The sequence below is a fragment of the Parvibaculum sp. genome, assembly GCF_030694575.1.
Lineage (GTDB): Bacteria > Pseudomonadota > Alphaproteobacteria > Parvibaculales > Parvibaculaceae > Parvibaculum.
Map to the genome: position 1 here is coordinate 1 of NZ_JAUYUS010000105.1, position 14,610 is coordinate 14,610.

Consider the following 14,610-nt stretch of genomic DNA (forward strand, 5'->3'; position numbering starts at 1 on the left):
GCCCGTCATGTACGCCGCCGTCGACAAGCGGCTCTATCCCGCCGCCGCGCGCTCCGTCTTCGCCCACATGGAATATCTCGTCGCTCGCGGCATCGTCGAGGCGGACGGCAAGCCGACGCTCGGCGGGAACTACCGGCTGGCCGGATAGAACCTGAACGTCATTGCGAGGAGCCGCAGGCGACGAAGCAATCCAGGGGCGGCAGATACAATGCCCGCGGCTCCTGGATTGCTTCGGCCTTACGGCCTCGCAATGACGATGATATTGAGGCCCTCTACCCCGCCTCGGCCAGGTTCTTCTTCAACTCGTAAAGATAGGTGCGGATGCGGTTGGCATTCGCGCCGAGGTCGCTTTCGCCGACGCGCGAGACCGAGCGGACGTCGACATTGGCGCCTTCGCCCGCTTCCGTGACGCGGATCGCGATGTCGTCCTTGAAGTTCATGATGCGCGTCGTCGCGGTCGCCTCGATGGTTCCCGTTTCCGGCGTCGATGCCACGATCTCCCAGCCCATCTCGCGCGCCGTGTCGAGGGCGGCCTCGTAGACCTTGCCCGGCTGCGCGGCGACCGTCAGCGTCGCGATGTCGGGATAGGCCGTCCGCTGCTGTTCCGCGAGATCGGCGGGCGCGGCGCGGTCGAGCGGGTTCGACGTCTCGCCGCGCGCGGCCACCACCGCGCCGAAGGCGGGCGGGTTGTCGAGGTCGGTCGAGATGTCGTGGATGCGCGGCAGCTTCGAGCCCGCGATGATCGCCTGTCCGACGGGCGCGGCCACCAGGAGGCCGACCGCGAGGCCGGCAATCGCGGTGCGGATGCCGCTCCGGCTCGTGACGAGCGCCAGCACCAGCCCCACGGCCGAGACAACGGCGCCGATCAGGCCGATCAATGCGGCAAGCGCAAGGCCTCTCACCGCGATGCCGAAATGCACCAGCTCGAAGCGATTGCCGAGAATGCAAAGCGCCAGCACGATCAGCGCGACGATGCCGATCCACAAACCCCACGCGGCAAGCCGCGACCTCTGCCGGTCCATCATGTCCTGCCTTTCGTGTTCAGCGGATTGTCTGTCCGCGGGAATGTCCGTTGCCCTGCCCGGCGCGCTTGTCTACTCGGCGGCGTTGGCCGTCGGCAGCTTGTAGTCCTTGAACTGCTCGCGCAGCGTCAGTTTCTGGATCTTGCCCGTCGCCGTGTGCGGGATTTCCTTCACGAACACCACATCGTCCGGCATCCACCATTTGGCGATCTTGCCTTCCATGTAGCTCAGGATTTCTTCCTTGCTCGGCTGCTCGCCTTCCTTCGGCACGACGATCAGCAGCGGGCGCTCGTCCCACTTCGGATGCAGAATGCCGATCACGGCGGCTTCCGTCACTTTCGGATGGCCGACGGCGAGGTTCTCGATCTCGATCGAGGAAATCCATTCGCCGCCCGACTTGATGACGTCCTTCGCGCGGTCGGTGATCTGCATATAGCCCTGAGGATCGATGGTCGCGACGTCGCCGGTGTCGAACCAGCCGTCCTTGTCGAGGATGTTGCCGCCCTCGCCTTTCAGATAGGCGCCGGCGATTGCGGGCCCGCGCACCATCAGGTGGCCGAAGGCCTTGCCGTCGGACGGCAGTTCGTTGCCGTCGTCATCCGTGATCTTCATCTCGACCGTGTAGATCGCGCGGCCCTGCTTCACCTTCACGTCGATCTGCTTTTCGAGCGGCAGGTCGGCCATGCCGGCCTTCAAGGCGCCGAGCGTGCCCATGGGCGACATTTCCGTCATGCCCCAGGCGTGGAACACCTTCACGTCGTAATTCTTCTCGAAGACCTCGATCATCGAGCGCGGCGCGGCCGAGCCGCCGATCACCACGCGGTCGAGCTTCGGCAGTTTCGCGCCGGTCTTCTCCAGATATTGCAGCAGCATCAGCCACACGGTCGGCACCGCCGCCGTCACCGTCACCTGCTCCTTGTCGAGAAGCTCGTAGATGCTCGCGCCGTCCATCTGCGCGCCGGGCATCACGATCTTCGCGCCGACGGCGGGCGCCGCGAAGGCGATGCCCCAGGCGTTCGCATGGAACATCGGCACCACGGGCAGGATCGCGTCGGCGCATTTCATGCCGAGCGCGTCGCCCATGTTGGCGGCCATGGAATGGATCACGTTGGAGCGGTGCGAATAGAGCACGCCCTTCGGGTTCCCCGTCGTACCCGACGTGTAGCAGAGGCCGCAGGCGGCGTTCTCGTCCACTTCCGCCCATTTGAAGTTGCCGTCTTCCGCCTCGACGATCTCCTCGAAGCAGAGCGCATTCGGGAGCTTCGTTTCCGGCATGTGCTCCCGGTCGGTCATCACGATATAGGCCTTCACCTTGGGCAGCTTGTCGGCGATGCCTTCGAGGATCGGCACGAAGGTCAGGTCGAGGAAGATGATTTTATCCTCGGCGTGATTGACGATGTAGACGAGCTGCTCGGCGAAGAGGCGCGGGTTCAGCGTGTGGCAGACCGCGCCCATGCCCATGATGCCGTACCAGGCTTCGAGATGGCGGCTCGTGTTCCACGCCATGGTCGCGACGATGTCGCCTTCCCTGACGCCGAGGCGGCCCAGCGCCTGCGCCACCTTGCGGGCGCGCAGATGAATTTCCTTGTAGGTGGTGCGCGTGATCGGCCCCTCGATGGAGCGCGTCACGATTTCCCGGTCGCCATGGAAGCGGGCGGCATGATCGATGATCGTCGATACGCGCAGCGGCCAGTCCTGCATCAATCCCTGCATGGGTGTTCCCTCTGATCTGACGCCGGGGTTTCCCGGCTTTATCCCCGTTTTGGGGGCAGTCTAGTGACATAATCCGGCCCCGACAACGATTGTCGGATGGCCTCACCCTCATGTGAAGATCACTCCGTTCTTGCCTATGGAACGGGCATCGCCGTCTAATGAAGTCAAAGAAAACCATACTTTCGAGGGGGACCTTCATGACAGAGCTTCATTTCCGCTCCGCGAGCGATCTCGGCCGGATGATCCGCCGCCGCGAGGTGAGTTCGGCCGAGCTCACCGACCATTTCATCGCCCGGGTGGAAAGGCTCGACCCCAGGATCAACGCCGTCGTCGCGCGCGATTTCGAGGGCGCGCACAAGGCCGCCGATGCGGCCGACGAGGCGCTGGCGCGGGGCGAGCTTCAGGGGCCGCTGCACGGCCTCCCCTTCACCATCAAGGACGCCTATGAAGTCGCGGGCCTCACCTCCACCGGCGGCGCGCCGGTCTGGAAGGATCATGTCCCCGCCACCAGCGCCACCGCCGTCGAGCGGCTGCAGCGCGCGGGCGCCATCGTCTTCGGCAAGACCAACGTGCCCTATCTCTCCGGCGACCTGCAGACCTATAACGACATCTACGGCACCACCAACAATCCGTGGGCGCCCGATTGCGGCCCCGGCGGTTCGTCGGGCGGTTCCGCCGCCTCGCTCGCGGCGGGCTTCACGGCGGCCGAATTCGGCTCCGACATCGGCGGCTCGATCCGCACGCCCGCCCATCTCTGCGGCGTCTTCGGCCACAAGCCCAGCTTCGGCATCGTGCCGAAGCGCGGCCATCTCTCGCCGCCGCCCGGCGCCTTGTCCGAAGGCGATCTCTCGGTCGCGGGCCCGCTCGCCCGCAGCGCCGAGGATTTGCAGCTCCTGCTCGACATCGCCGCCGGTCCCGACTGGGCGGATGCCATCGGCTGGAAGCTCGACCTGCCGCAGGCCCGCGCGAAGACGCCGAAAGAACTTCGCGTCGCGGTCTGGATCGAGGACGAGTTCTGCGACATCGACAGGGAGAGCGTGGACCTCCTCACCAACGCCGCCAACGCGCTCGCCGATGCGGGCGCCAATGTCGACTGGCAGGCGCGCCCCGATTTCACGCTGGCCGACGTCACCGAGGCCTATCTGATCCTGCTTCATTCGCAGATCGGCGCGGGCATGCCGCAAAGCATCCGCGATCACTGGTCGGAACTGAAGAAGGGCTTCGCGGCGAACGACAAGAGCCACCGCGCGCTGCAGGCCATCGGCGGCACGCTCTCGCTTCCCGAGCGCGCCGTCTGGAAAGAGAAGCAGGCGCAGCTCCGCTGGCGCTGGCACAGCTTCTTCCAGAAATACGACGTCGTCCTCGCGCCCGTGATGATGCGCCCCGCCTTCGAGCACAATCACGAAACGAACTGGCACAAGCGCGAACTGGAAGTGAACGGCGTCATGCGTCCCTATATGGACGTGCTGATCTGGGCCGGCCCCGCCGTCGTCTCCCACCTCCCCGCCTCCGTCGCGCCGGTCGGCATCACCAGCGCCGGCAAGCCCGTCGGCATCCAGATCATCGGCCCGCATCTCGAGGACCGCACGACGATCGCGGTGGCCGGCATGTTCGAGGAGATATTGGGCGGGTTCAAACCGCCGAAGGGGTGGTAACGTCCACTTACATCAAACGCCGTCATTGCGAGGAGGCCGCAAGGCCGACGAAGCAATCCAGGAGCGGCAAATTCCGTGCTTTCGCCCTGGATTGCTTCGCTTCGCTCGCAATGACGAAGAAGAGCACTTTGACACCTCCGCCTTCCCCTCCCATGATGCCCGCAAAGCCGCACAAAATAATCCGAGGAGCTCCCCGATGAGCCTGTCCAACGCCGCCGTTCGCGATATCGAGACCCTGATCCATCCCTACACCAATCTCGACACGTTCCGCACCACGGGGCCCATGATCATCGAGCGCGGCGAGGGCATCTATGTCTATGACAATGGCGGCAACCGCTACATCGAAGGCCTTGCCGGCCTCTGGTGCACCGCGCTCGGCTACAACGAGCAGGAGCTGATCGACGCCGCCACCGAGCAGATGAAGCAGATCCCCTTCACGCATGTTTTCGGCGGCAAGAGCCATGAGCGCGCGGCGGAAGCGGCCGAGCGCCTCAAGGCCATCGCGCCGCATGCGGCCTCCAAGGTTCTCTTCTGCGGCTCGGGCTCGGAAGCGAACGACCAGCAGGTGAAGCTCGTCTGGTACTACAACAACGCGCTCGGCCGCACGAAGAAGAAGAAATTCATCGCGCGCCAGCGCGGCTATCACGGCGTCACCGTGGCGTCGGCCTCGCTCACGGGCCTGCCCGGCAATCACCGCGATTTCGACCTGCCGATCGCGGGCATGCTCCACACCGACTGCCCGCATTACTACCGCTATGCGGAGCCCGGCGAAACGGAAGACGAGTTCACGACGCGGCTTGCGAAGAACCTCGAAGAGATGATTATCCGCGAGGACCCGGACACCGTTGCCGCCTTCATCGCCGAACCGATCATGGGTGCGGGCGGCGTCATCATTCCGCCCGCCGGTTATTTCGAGAAGATCCAGGCGGTGCTTCAGAAATACGACATCTATTTCATCGCCGATGAAGTCATCTGCGGCTTCGGCCGCACCGGCAACATGTTCGGGTCTGAGACCTTCAACATGAAGGTCGACTCGGTGTCGGTCGCCAAGGCGTTGTCGTCGGCCTATTTCCCCATCGCCGCCGTCACTGTCGGCGAGGACATGTATCAGGCGATGATCGACGAGAGCAAAAAGCTCGGCATGTTCGGCCACGGCTTCACCTATACCGCCCATCCGGTCGGCGCCGCCGTCGCCGCGAAGACGCTCGAAATCTACGAGAAGCGCAACATCGTCGGCCATGTCCGTGGCATAGCGCCCCGCTTCGAGGGCCATGTCGAGCGCCTCGCCGAGCATCCGCTGGTCGGCCATGCCCGGGCCAAGGGTCTCATCGGCGCCATCGAACTCGTCGCCGACAAGAAGACGAAGCGCAGCTTCGATCCCGCCTCCGGCATCGGCGCCGCCGTCGTCGCCGCTGCGCAGCGCCACGGCCTCATCATCCGTCCGCTCGCGGGCGACATCGTCGCCTTCTGCCCGCCCCTCATCATCACGCTCGAGCAGATCGAGGAAATGTTCGCCGCCGTCCACAAGGCGCTGGACGAGGTCGAGCACCAGGTGACGAAGGAAGGCTTGCGCGCCGCCTGATGCCCGAACTTCGCTGGCAACTCACTTTCGAGGGCAAGGTCTCGCCGGAAGACGACATGGGCGCGCGCATGACGGTTGAGTCCATGGCGCCCATTCCGGCGGGCCTCGACGCCGCGCTCACGCAGGGCGGCCGCAGCGCCACGCTCAGCGCGACGGTCGAGACCGACGAATATGGCGGCTTCACCGAGAACGGCGAAATCGCCTTCGGCTCCGGCACCATCTTCTACTCGACGCGTGGCGACGGCTTCATCGAGGAAACCGTCGAGCCCGAGATCCAGCAGGGCTGCGTCATCCGCCAGGTCGACGGCGGCAGCGGCATCTTCGAAGGCGCCACCGGCTATATCGTCTCGACCTTCACCGTCGACGAAGACGCCACCATCTGCGACAGCCAGAGCGCGGTGATTTTCACGATGTGATGGCGGCTCCGCTTTCACGCCCCCGATCCGTCATTGCGAGGAGCGAAGCGACGAAGCAATCCAGGGGCCGCTCGCTCCGTGGTTGCCGCTCCTGGATTGCTTCGCTCCGCTCGCAATGACGTGGCTGAGGTGGATTTTTATAATCAAAACTCAGTGTCACCCCGCGCCTGTCCAGGCGAAAGCCGGGAACACCGGGGCCCATGGGCCTGTCGGCAGATACATATATTGGCGAATGCGCGAACGGCCATTCAGATGGATCCCGGCTTTCGCCGGGATGACACTTCTGGTTTTGGCAAAGGAAAGAACCCAGAAGCAGGCACCCCTCTAAACGTGCTGCCCGCCATTGATCTGTATCTCGGCGCCGTTGACATAGCTCGACTGATCCGTGCACAGAAAATAAATCGTCCGCGCCACTTCTTCCGGCTTGCCGAGCCTTTGCATCGGAATTTCCGCGACGATCTTTTCCGTCCCCGGCGACAGGATGGCCGTGTCGATCTCGCCGGGCGAAATCGCGTTCACGCGCACGCCGAGGCGGCCGAATTCCGACGCCATTTCCCGCGTCAGCGAGGCGAGCGCCGCCTTCGATGTCGCATAGGCGGAGCCTGCGAAGGGATGCACGCGCTCGCCCGCGATCGAGGTCACGTTCACGACCGAGCCCTGCGCCGCCTTCAATTCCTCGACAAGCCCGCGCGCCAGCATGACCGGCGCGAAGAAATTCACCTGAAAGACCCGATACCAGGTGTCGACGCCGGTATCGAAAACGCCGAGCCGCGAGCCGCCCGGCCCCTTCGGCGAAATCGCCGCATTGTTCACCAGCGCGTCCAGCCGCCCGCCCTGATCCTTCAGCCGCTCGCGCATTTCCGCGATCGCGTTCTCGGTGTTCTTCACATCGGCGAGATCGACCTGGATATGGTCTTCCGGGCCCGCCTCCCACGGGCAGTCCTCGGGAAAGGGATGCCGCGAACAGGTAATCACGCGCCAGCCCGCGCTCGAAAAGCGCTTCACCGTCGCATGACCGATCCCCCGGCTCGCGCCCGTCAGGATCAGCGTCTTTCGCTCTGAATTCGGAATTTGTGTCATGGCCGCAATCTAGAGGAAGCCGCGCGCCGCCGCCAGCGGGTGAAACGCGTTCACCCGGCTCGTCTGCGGCTGGCGCTTGCGGCCTCGAAATGGCGGCTCCGTGCCTCGGCATTGAGACGGGCGGCGGCAAGCGCCGTTTCGATCAAAACCTCGTCCACCGCCACACCCCTTTCTCCACGCAGCCACGACAGGACGTCATAGAGATGCCATATGTCCGGCGCGCCGCTATGGACGGGCGACGGAAAGGCCGTCTTTCCGGGGTTCGCCGCGTATTTCTGCATATTCTGCCGCGTGTAGCCCAGAATTTCGGCGATCTCGCTCAGGTTGACGAGATCGGGCTTCGCTTCGATCAAGTCCGCGCCCGGCACTGCCTTGCATACTTGTTTGCGGCCAGAGCTCATGGCCTGTGTGGCGTTCGCCGCCTCTCGTGAGAAGCCGAGTGCAATCCGTCCGCGCTTGCCGATCCCGGCAATGGCGTCGTCGCAGCCAGCCTCGAAAAGCGCATCGACAATGTCGTCGGGGCTCCCGGCACTGTCGGGCAGCGAGAAGATCAACTCGAACTCATAGAGCTTCATGGAGTCTCTCCTTTCAGCGGCCTGTGTCGGCCTGCCGATACTTGCAATGATCGACAAGACGCCTGATCTGTCTCGCGTGGTTCTCGGGTGAACGCGGCGTACTCCAGATCGAGAATTGGCAGAATTCGCCACAGCGGCAGGTATCGTCGTTCCAGGGGCAACGAAGATAGCCGAAGCAATGCCCCCGGCCCTTGCTGAAACGCCACCCGGCCTCCTCGGCGTATCGAACAGCCTGCTCAATCTCTTTGTTCGGATGACGCAGGCGATCCATCATGTTGCCTCATGAATTTAGGAGAAGAAGGTTTAGTTGTCAAGTGACAACCAGCCCTGACCGGAGACGCAACATCTGTTCAGTCTTCTACGACCGGAGACTTCTGTCGATAGAACCAATCGCCGCCGCCAGCGCCTCGTCCGGCGTTCCCGATGCGTCGATTTTCAGCCAGTTCATCTCGCCGAGACCGTAGGCCAATTGCCGCTTCAGAACCGCCACGCCTGCATCGGAGGGATCGCGGCCCGCCTTCTCCCGTGCGGCCACACGCGCCTCCAGCATCGCCGCCGGCGCGTCGAGCCAGAGCCCGTCGAACGGCGTCCCGGCCTCGCGCGCGAGCCGCTCGGCCTCCACGCGCTCCTCCGGCTTCGCGAATACCGCGTCCACAACCACGCTCATCCCCGCGCGGAGCGACACCGCCGCAAGCCGCATCATCTCCGCGTAAACGCGCTCCCCCGCGCCCGGCGCATAGGCGTCTTCCGGCAGGCGCTCCAGCGGCGCCACGCCGAAGAGGCGCTTCCTCACCGTGTCGGAACGGATATGCACCGCGCCCGGCACGCCGCCTGCCCGCGCCGCCAGCACCTTCGCCAGCGTCGACTTGCCCGTGCCCGACAGTCCGCCCACCGCGATCAGGCGCGGCGGCTTGCCGTCGAGCAGGCGTTCCGCGAAATCGAGATAGGCGCGGGCGAGCTTCCGCTTGCCCTCCGCCTCCCCGCCCTTCGCCTGCACCGCCGTCACCTTGGCGCGCACCACCGCGCGCGTCGCCATGAAGAGCGGCAACAGCGCGAGCCCCCGGTATGTCGCCTCGATCTCCGCCTGCGCCACGTGATCGAGATAGACGTTCAGCGCGCGGTTGGCATAGCCGGCAAGCCGCTCGTCCGTCTCCGCGCGAAAGCCGAGATCCATCAGAAGAAAGGCGAGATCGTAAGCCACGTCGATGCGCGCGATGCGGTCGCTGAATTCGATGCAGTCGAAAATGACGGGCCGCCCGTCGATTTCCGTCACGTTTCCCAGGTGAAGATCGCCGTGGCAATGGCGCACGAAGCCCGTGTCGCGTCGCGCATCGAGAAGGGCCCGATGTTCCTCGATCAGTGCCTTGCTGCGCGCCGTGACGCGGGCCGCCTGTTCCGCATCGAAAACGGGACCGATGCTCGCCTGCATGTCGGTTTCGCTTCCCGCCACGATGCTCGCGAAATTATCCGCGCCGCCGAAATCGCGATGCACCTTCGCGTGTGCGTGAAACGCCTCGACGTCCGCCGCCAGCATTTCCACCAGCTCAAGGCCAAGTTGTCCCCGCTCCGCCTTCGTCGCGAGCAGTCCCTCGCCGCCGAAGCGCTTCATCTCGACCAGCCATTCGACAGGCTCGCCTTTATCACCGCCGAGACGGAAACCCTCTTCCGTCCCGCGCACGGGGATAACCGAGAGATAGATGTCCGGCGCGGTCCGCCGGTTGAAGTCGAGTTCGCGTTCGCAAGCCTCCCGCCTGCCTTCGAGCGTCGAGAAATCGAGAAAGGTGAACCGCACCGGCCTCTTCATCTTGTAAGCGCGGTTGCCGGCAAGAAAGACATGCGAGGCATGGGTGTCGATGCGCGTTATCTTCTCGCGCGCGTCGAGGCCGTAGCTTTCGGGCCGTAAGAGAAAGTCCAGCAGGGCTTCGTTTTCGGCCGGTTCGGTCAAAACGCTACACGCGCTGCAGGCGGGTGAGCTTTTCCATACCCGCCGGGTCCTGGTGGATGATGACCTCCGCGCCCGGAAAGGCCTGCATGACCTTCATTTCCACCTCGTCGGAAATGCGATGCGCGGCCATCAGCGTGATGTCGCGGTCGAGTTCGAGGTGAAACTGGATGAAGCTGTGGGCGCCGGACGTGCGGGTCCGCAGGTCGTGCAGGTTCACCACTTCGGGATGTTCGAGCGCGATGGTCTTGATGCGCTCGCGGTCCTCGTCGGACAATTCGCGGTCCATGAGCTGGTTGAACGCATTCATCACGATCTGCGCCGCGCTCCAGCCGATCAGGCCTGCGATTACGAGTGCGAAAACGGGGTCGGCCCAGTGGAAACCGAGATAGCCGGACAGCACCAGCGCCGCGATCACCGACAGGTTCATCAGCAGGTCGCCGCGGTAGTGGATCGAGTCCGCCTCGATGGCGAGCGAGCGGGTCTCGGCCACAACGTGGCGCTGATAGGCGACGAGCGCCAGCGTGACGACGATGGCGAAGACCGTCACCGCGATGCCCGATGCCGAATTCTGGACCGGCATGGGGTTCAGGAGCCGCCGCACCGCTTCGAAAACGATGTAGCCGGCCGACCCGAAAATGAAAACCGACTGCCCGAGCCCCGCCAGCGCCTCCGCCTTGCCGTGGCCGAAGCGGTGTTCGTCGTCGGCGGGGATAAGTGCGGCGCGCACCGCGAAGAGGTTCAGGAGCGAGGCCGAGCCGTCGAGAAGCGAGTCGAAAAGCGTGCCGAGCATCGCCACCGAACCCGTGAAAAAGAAGACGACCGACTTCATCGCGATCAGCACGACGGCAACCGCGACGGCGGCATAGGTCGCGCGGCGCATCAGCCGTCCGTTACGCGCCGGCAAATCGGGGATTACTTTTTTTGCCGCGTCGCTTGCGCTCATCGCTTTCGTCCCGCTTGGGGTCTTTATGACAGATCAGTGACAGTTCGATGACAGTCAGGGGAAAAGCTTCTTCGTCCGCCACTCTGCGGCGGGCGTTTCCCGCTCGAAAACAAGTCTGTCATGCAGCCGGAAAGGCCGGTCGCGCCAGAATTCGATGTGCTTCGGAGAGAGCCGGAAACCCGACCAGTGCGGCGGCCGCGGCACCCGGCTCACGCCGAATTTCGCAGCAAAAACAGCAACTTGTTTCTCCAGTTCGAAACGCCCTTCCAGCGGCCGGGACTGCTTCGAGGCCCAGGCGCCGATCTGGCTGTCGCGCGCCCGCGTCGCGAAATAGGCGTCCGCCTCCTCCGCGCTCACGGGCATCACATCGCCCCTGACGCGCACCTGGCGGCGCAGGCTCTTCCAGTGGAAGCACAGCGCCGCGCGCGGATTGTCCTTTAGTTCCAATCCTTTGGCGCTTTCAAGGTTGGTGTAGAAAACGAAGCCGCGCTCATCGGCGTCCTTCAGCAGCACCATCCGCACATCCGGAAAACCGGTCGCGTCGGCGGTCGCGAGCGCCATGGCATTCGCGTCTTCCGGCTCCTTCGCGCGGGCAAGCGCCATCCACTCGTGAAAGAGTTCGATCGGGTCCTCGGAGGTAAAGACTCCGGCGTCGTCGGTCTCTGCGGTCATGTCGCTCATCTGGGATAACCGTCTGTAAAAGCGCGGCTTTCTCTACGTAGCGCGGAAAATTTTCCGCTCCATTCTTGCCACAATCGGGCTGTTCTATAGGCTAAGTCTTATATCGCTTGGGGGCGACGAAAGAACAGGATTGATCGGCATGAAAATCATAAAAGGACTAGCCATCGGCGCTGTTGCGCTGTCGCTGGCGGCCTGCGACCAGAGCATGTATGGCGGTGGCGGCGGCGGCATCAGCAAGCAAAGCGTCGGCACAGTCGGCGGCGCGGTCGCGGGCGGCCTTGCCGGTTCGCAGATCGGTGGCGGTTCCGGCCGTCTCTGGGCCACGGGTGCCGGCGTCCTTCTCGGTGCCCTGATCGGCAGCGAAATCGGCAAATCTCTCGACCGCGCGGATCAGGCCTATATGGGTCAGACGACCTATAATGCTCTTGAAACCGGCAAATCCGGCCAGCCGGTGCAGTGGCGCAATCCCGATTCCGGCCACTACGGAACGGTGACGCCGCAGCCGGCCTATCAGCAGGCCGGCCTTCAGTGCCGCGAATACTCGCAGACGGTCTATATCGACGGGAAGAGCCAACAGGCCTACGGTACGGCATGCCGCCAGCCTGACGGATCCTGGCAGATCAAGAACTAGAAACGACAACAGAGGGCGGGCCGAGACCGATGTTCGTTTACCGGCCCGCCCCTTTGCGTGCAGCGTTTTGGGTGGTGGTTTCCCTCGCTTTCTCCGCGTTCGGCGCGCTGGCACAACCGGGTGTAACGGTGGGAGACCGGCTGGAACAGAGCCGGCCCGACGCCGCCGAGAGGAGCGCACGTTTCGACGAGGGCGTCGCCGCCTACGATGCCGGCGATTACCGGAAGGCCTTCGATATCTGGCTGCCGCTGGCGCAAAACGACGACCTCGCCGCGATGCGCAACGTCGCGCTGCTTCTCAGAAAAGGCCAAGGCACCGCCCGCGATCCGGAGCGTGCGATCTATTTCTACGAGCGCGCGGCCTTGGGCGGCCTCACCTCGGCGCAAGTCAACGCAGCCTTCATGTATCTCGACGGCGACGGCATTCCGCAAGACTACAGGAAGGCCTCGTTCTGGTTTCACACGGCCGCAATCGCAGGCGTTCCGGTCGCTCGCTACAATCTCGGCGTCCTTTATGAACGCGGTCTCGGCGTCGAGGCGGATCAGGCACGCGCCCTCGCCTGGTACACGCTCGCCGCGCGAAGCGGCCACGAAAAGGCGCTCGAGCGGCTGACGCAACTCGTGCCGAGCCTGCCCGGCCCGCCGCCGCCAAGTGAGGCGGATGCGGCGGTTTCAACGACCGCACCGCCACCGCCCGAGGCTGAAATCGACCATTTCGGCGGCACTGGCCCTTAACCTATTCGTATGCAGCCTGCCCTAGACTTCGGGCTTCCTCCGGGCAACCTTCAAAAGAACGGAGCGCCGTGCGCGATCCCTATCAAATACTCGGGCTCAATCCGGGAGCGGGTAATGCCGAAGTCAAGGCGGCCTACCGCAAGCTCGCGAAGCAGCTTCATCCGGATACGCAGGGTGAGAGCGCCGCGCAGCACGCGCGTTTCCAGGAAGTGACGGCCGCCTATAACCAGCTCAAGGACGAGGCAAGCCGGCGCCGCTTCGAAGCCGAACGCCTTGCCGCTGCGGCGATGCGCAGGCGGCCCAGGTTCGAAGAGGCCGGATCGCCCGGCCAGAGCGCTCATGCGCCATCCGACGACATCTTTTCGGAGCTCTTCGAGGGCATACGCAGCGCCGGCAAGCGGGTTTTCCGTGCCCGGGGGGACGACCAGACCTATCGCCTCACGGTGAGTTTTCTCGAAGCCGCGAATGGCGCGAAGAAGCGCGTGACGCTTGCAGGCGGCAAGACGCTTGAGCTCGCCATTCCCGCCGGCATCGAAAACGGCAGGCAAATCCGGCTGCGCGGCCAGGGCGGCGAGGGACATGGCGGCGCCGAAGCGGGCGACGCTCTCGTCACCGTCGATGTCGAAGCCCATCCGTTTTTCCGCCGCGAGGGCAGCGATATCCACCTGAGCCTGCCGGTGACGCTCGCCGAAGCCGTGCTGGGTGCACGGATCGAGGTGCCGACCGTTACCGGCACCGTCAACCTTTCCATTCCGGCGGGCTCCAATACCGGGACGCGTCTCCGCCTCAAAGGCCGCGGGCTGAAACCGGATGGCGCGGAACCGGGGGATCAGTACGTCATCCTCGCCGTCACCCTGCCCGACGCGCCGGACGACAGCTTGAGGGACTTTGCCGCCAGTTGGGCAACCGGGCTTAAGCACAATCCCCGCAAAGGTTTTTCGGATTCCTGACGGACATGAACTGACAATAATCGTGAAGCCCGAATACCCGGAAATTCGGGCTTTTTTGTTAGACGGTTTGGGGCTTTTGTGTAGGATGCGGCTCCATTTTTGGCGCAGACCAGGTTGACGGGGAAGCAATGAGCGAAGCCACCACCAGCACGAGCCCGGTTCTCAAGGGCAACCTGATGGCCGGTAAACGCGGCCTCATCATGGGTGTCGCGAACAACCGCTCGATCGCCTGGGGCATCGCCAAGGCTTGCGCCGATCAAGGCGCCGAGATCGCCTTCACCTATCAGGGCGAGGCACTGCAGAAGCGCGTCATACCGCTCGCCGAATCCGTCGGCTCGAAGCACATCCTTCCCTGCGACGTAACCGAACAGGGCAGCATCGATGCACTGTTCGAAACGCTGCGGAAGGACTGGGGCAAGCTCGATTTCTTCGTCCATGCCATCGCCTATTCGAACAAGGACGAGCTTGACGGTCGCTATGTCGACACGACGCTCGATAACTTCACGGCCAGCATGGCGATCTCCTGCTACTCCTTCGTCGCCCTCTGCCGGCGCGCCGAGAAGCTGATGACCGACGGCGGCTCGATCGTGACGCTGACCTATTACGGCTCCGAGAAAGTTATCCCGCACTACAATGTGATGGGCGTCGCCAAAGCCGCGCTCGAAGCCAGTGTGCGCTATCTC

Annotated in this window: 16 protein-coding genes; 8 read left to right on the forward strand and 8 right to left on the reverse strand. The window is 64.2% G+C overall.

The features are described from left to right. The first annotated feature begins 7 nt into the window (after nucleotides 1-7). Entirely contained in the window at nucleotides 8-148 is a 141-nt protein-coding gene (locus tag Q8S60_RS14855) for a hypothetical protein (RefSeq protein ID WP_305668690.1), read from the forward strand. Nucleotides 149-272: 124 nt separating this feature from the next. Here Q8S60_RS14855 and Q8S60_RS14860 read toward each other — a convergent pair whose 3' ends face one another. Then, a complete protein-coding gene (locus Q8S60_RS14860) occupies nucleotides 273-1,025 on the reverse strand; it encodes a DUF1499 domain-containing protein (RefSeq protein WP_305276372.1) in 753 nt (250 codons plus the stop codon). A gap of 69 nt (nucleotides 1,026-1,094) precedes the next feature. Beyond that, nucleotides 1,095-2,735 carry a 3-(methylthio)propionyl-CoA ligase gene (locus Q8S60_RS14865; RefSeq protein WP_305276371.1) on the reverse strand — a complete coding sequence of 547 codons (1,641 nt, stop codon included), beginning with the start codon at nucleotides 2,733-2,735 and terminating at the stop codon, nucleotides 1,095-1,097. A gap of 197 nt (nucleotides 2,736-2,932) precedes the next feature. On the opposite strand from Q8S60_RS14865, the gene Q8S60_RS14870 reads away from it, so the two are divergent. From Q8S60_RS14870 to Q8S60_RS14880, 3 genes are all read left to right on the forward strand, one after another. Further along, on the forward strand, nucleotides 2,933-4,390 hold the full coding sequence (locus Q8S60_RS14870) for an amidase (protein WP_305668688.1): 1,458 nt from the start codon (nucleotides 2,933-2,935) through the stop codon (nucleotides 4,388-4,390). Nucleotides 4,391-4,586: 196 nt separating this feature from the next. Next, the gene (locus Q8S60_RS14875; protein WP_305325500.1) at nucleotides 4,587-5,972 is read left to right on the forward strand and encodes an aminotransferase; all 1,386 of its coding nucleotides are present in this window, start codon (nucleotides 4,587-4,589) and stop codon (nucleotides 5,970-5,972) included. Beyond that, the gene (locus Q8S60_RS14880; RefSeq protein WP_305276367.1) at nucleotides 5,972-6,388 is read left to right on the forward strand and encodes a hypothetical protein; all 417 of its coding nucleotides are present in this window, start codon (nucleotides 5,972-5,974) and stop codon (nucleotides 6,386-6,388) included. Before Q8S60_RS14875 ends, Q8S60_RS14880 begins: the two co-directional genes overlap by 1 nt. Nucleotides 6,389-6,712: 324 nt before the next feature. Here the strand turns inward: Q8S60_RS14880 and Q8S60_RS14885 are convergent, their stop codons facing one another. The 6 genes from Q8S60_RS14885 to pdxH all read right to left on the reverse strand — a co-directional run bounded on the left by Q8S60_RS14885 (nucleotide 6,713) and on the right by pdxH (nucleotide 11,612). Continuing rightward, nucleotides 6,713-7,468 (reverse strand): SDR family NAD(P)-dependent oxidoreductase, encoded by a 756-nt coding sequence (locus Q8S60_RS14885; RefSeq protein WP_305276366.1) that lies wholly within the window; start codon nucleotides 7,466-7,468, stop codon nucleotides 6,713-6,715. A 50-nt stretch (nucleotides 7,469-7,518) separates the two neighbouring features. After that, complete coding sequence (locus Q8S60_RS14890; RefSeq protein ID WP_305276364.1) at nucleotides 7,519-8,043, reverse strand: DNA-binding protein; 525 nt, start codon at nucleotides 8,041-8,043, stop codon at nucleotides 7,519-7,521. A 13-nt stretch (nucleotides 8,044-8,056) separates the two neighbouring features. Then, nucleotides 8,057-8,317 (reverse strand): hypothetical protein, encoded by a 261-nt coding sequence (locus Q8S60_RS14895; RefSeq protein WP_370867259.1) that lies wholly within the window; start codon nucleotides 8,315-8,317, stop codon nucleotides 8,057-8,059. Nucleotides 8,318-8,401: 84 nt separating this feature from the next. Continuing rightward, nucleotides 8,402-9,988, reverse strand: a complete 1,587-nt coding sequence (locus Q8S60_RS14900) for a bifunctional aminoglycoside phosphotransferase/ATP-binding protein (RefSeq protein ID WP_305276362.1) — start codon at nucleotides 9,986-9,988, stop codon at nucleotides 8,402-8,404. Between the two features lie 4 nt (nucleotides 9,989-9,992). Continuing rightward, nucleotides 9,993-10,931, reverse strand: a complete 939-nt coding sequence (locus Q8S60_RS14905) for a cation diffusion facilitator family transporter (protein ID WP_305276360.1) — start codon at nucleotides 10,929-10,931, stop codon at nucleotides 9,993-9,995. 54 nt (nucleotides 10,932-10,985) lie between these two features. Beyond that, nucleotides 10,986-11,612: a pyridoxamine 5'-phosphate oxidase gene (pdxH, locus tag Q8S60_RS14910; RefSeq protein WP_305276358.1), complete on the reverse strand. Its 627-nt coding sequence runs from the start codon at nucleotides 11,610-11,612 to the stop codon at nucleotides 10,986-10,988. 139 nt (nucleotides 11,613-11,751) lie between these two features. Here pdxH and Q8S60_RS14915 point away from each other — a divergent pair, with 139 nt between their 5' ends. From Q8S60_RS14915 to Q8S60_RS14930, 4 genes are all read left to right on the forward strand, one after another. Continuing rightward, nucleotides 11,752-12,243, forward strand: a complete 492-nt coding sequence (locus tag Q8S60_RS14915; protein WP_305276356.1) for an RT0821/Lpp0805 family surface protein — start codon at nucleotides 11,752-11,754, stop codon at nucleotides 12,241-12,243. Between the two features lie 71 nt (nucleotides 12,244-12,314). Further along, nucleotides 12,315-12,977 carry a tetratricopeptide repeat protein gene (locus tag Q8S60_RS14920; RefSeq protein WP_305276353.1) on the forward strand — a complete coding sequence of 221 codons (663 nt, stop codon included), beginning with the start codon at nucleotides 12,315-12,317 and terminating at the stop codon, nucleotides 12,975-12,977. A 68-nt stretch (nucleotides 12,978-13,045) separates the two neighbouring features. Further along, nucleotides 13,046-13,927 carry a DnaJ C-terminal domain-containing protein gene (locus Q8S60_RS14925; protein WP_305276351.1) on the forward strand — a complete coding sequence of 294 codons (882 nt, stop codon included), beginning with the start codon at nucleotides 13,046-13,048 and terminating at the stop codon, nucleotides 13,925-13,927. A 128-nt stretch (nucleotides 13,928-14,055) separates the two neighbouring features. Beyond that, the coding region (locus tag Q8S60_RS14930) for an enoyl-ACP reductase (RefSeq protein ID WP_305668689.1) at nucleotides 14,056-14,610 on the forward strand (555 nt) is incomplete at its 3' end.

What these genes read in the sequence shown, in the direction of transcription:
- Q8S60_RS14855 (WP_305668690.1), top strand. Translation starts at nt 8, where the DNA reads ATGTACGCCGCCGTCGACAAGCGGCTCTATCCCGCCGCCGCGCGCTCC.
- Q8S60_RS14860 (WP_305276372.1), bottom strand. Translation starts at nt 1,025, where the DNA reads ATGATGGACCGGCAGAGGTCGCGGCTTGCCGCGTGGGGTTTGTGGATC.
- Q8S60_RS14865 (WP_305276371.1), bottom strand. Translation starts at nt 2,735, where the DNA reads ATGCAGGGATTGATGCAGGACTGGCCGCTGCGCGTATCGACGATCATC.
- Q8S60_RS14870 (WP_305668688.1), top strand. Translation starts at nt 2,933, where the DNA reads ATGACAGAGCTTCATTTCCGCTCCGCGAGCGATCTCGGCCGGATGATC.
- Q8S60_RS14875 (WP_305325500.1), top strand. Translation starts at nt 4,587, where the DNA reads ATGAGCCTGTCCAACGCCGCCGTTCGCGATATCGAGACCCTGATCCAT.
- Q8S60_RS14880 (WP_305276367.1), top strand. Translation starts at nt 5,972, where the DNA reads ATGCCCGAACTTCGCTGGCAACTCACTTTCGAGGGCAAGGTCTCGCCG.
- Q8S60_RS14885 (WP_305276366.1), bottom strand. Translation starts at nt 7,468, where the DNA reads ATGACACAAATTCCGAATTCAGAGCGAAAGACGCTGATCCTGACGGGC.
- Q8S60_RS14890 (WP_305276364.1), bottom strand. Translation starts at nt 8,043, where the DNA reads ATGAAGCTCTATGAGTTCGAGTTGATCTTCTCGCTGCCCGACAGTGCC.
- Q8S60_RS14895 (WP_370867259.1), bottom strand. Translation starts at nt 8,317, where the DNA reads ATGATGGATCGCCTGCGTCATCCGAACAAAGAGATTGAGCAGGCTGTT.
- Q8S60_RS14905 (WP_305276360.1), bottom strand. Translation starts at nt 10,931, where the DNA reads ATGAGCGCAAGCGACGCGGCAAAAAAAGTAATCCCCGATTTGCCGGCG.
- pdxH (WP_305276358.1), bottom strand. Translation starts at nt 11,612, where the DNA reads ATGAGCGACATGACCGCAGAGACCGACGACGCCGGAGTCTTTACCTCC.
- Q8S60_RS14915 (WP_305276356.1), top strand. Translation starts at nt 11,752, where the DNA reads ATGAAAATCATAAAAGGACTAGCCATCGGCGCTGTTGCGCTGTCGCTG.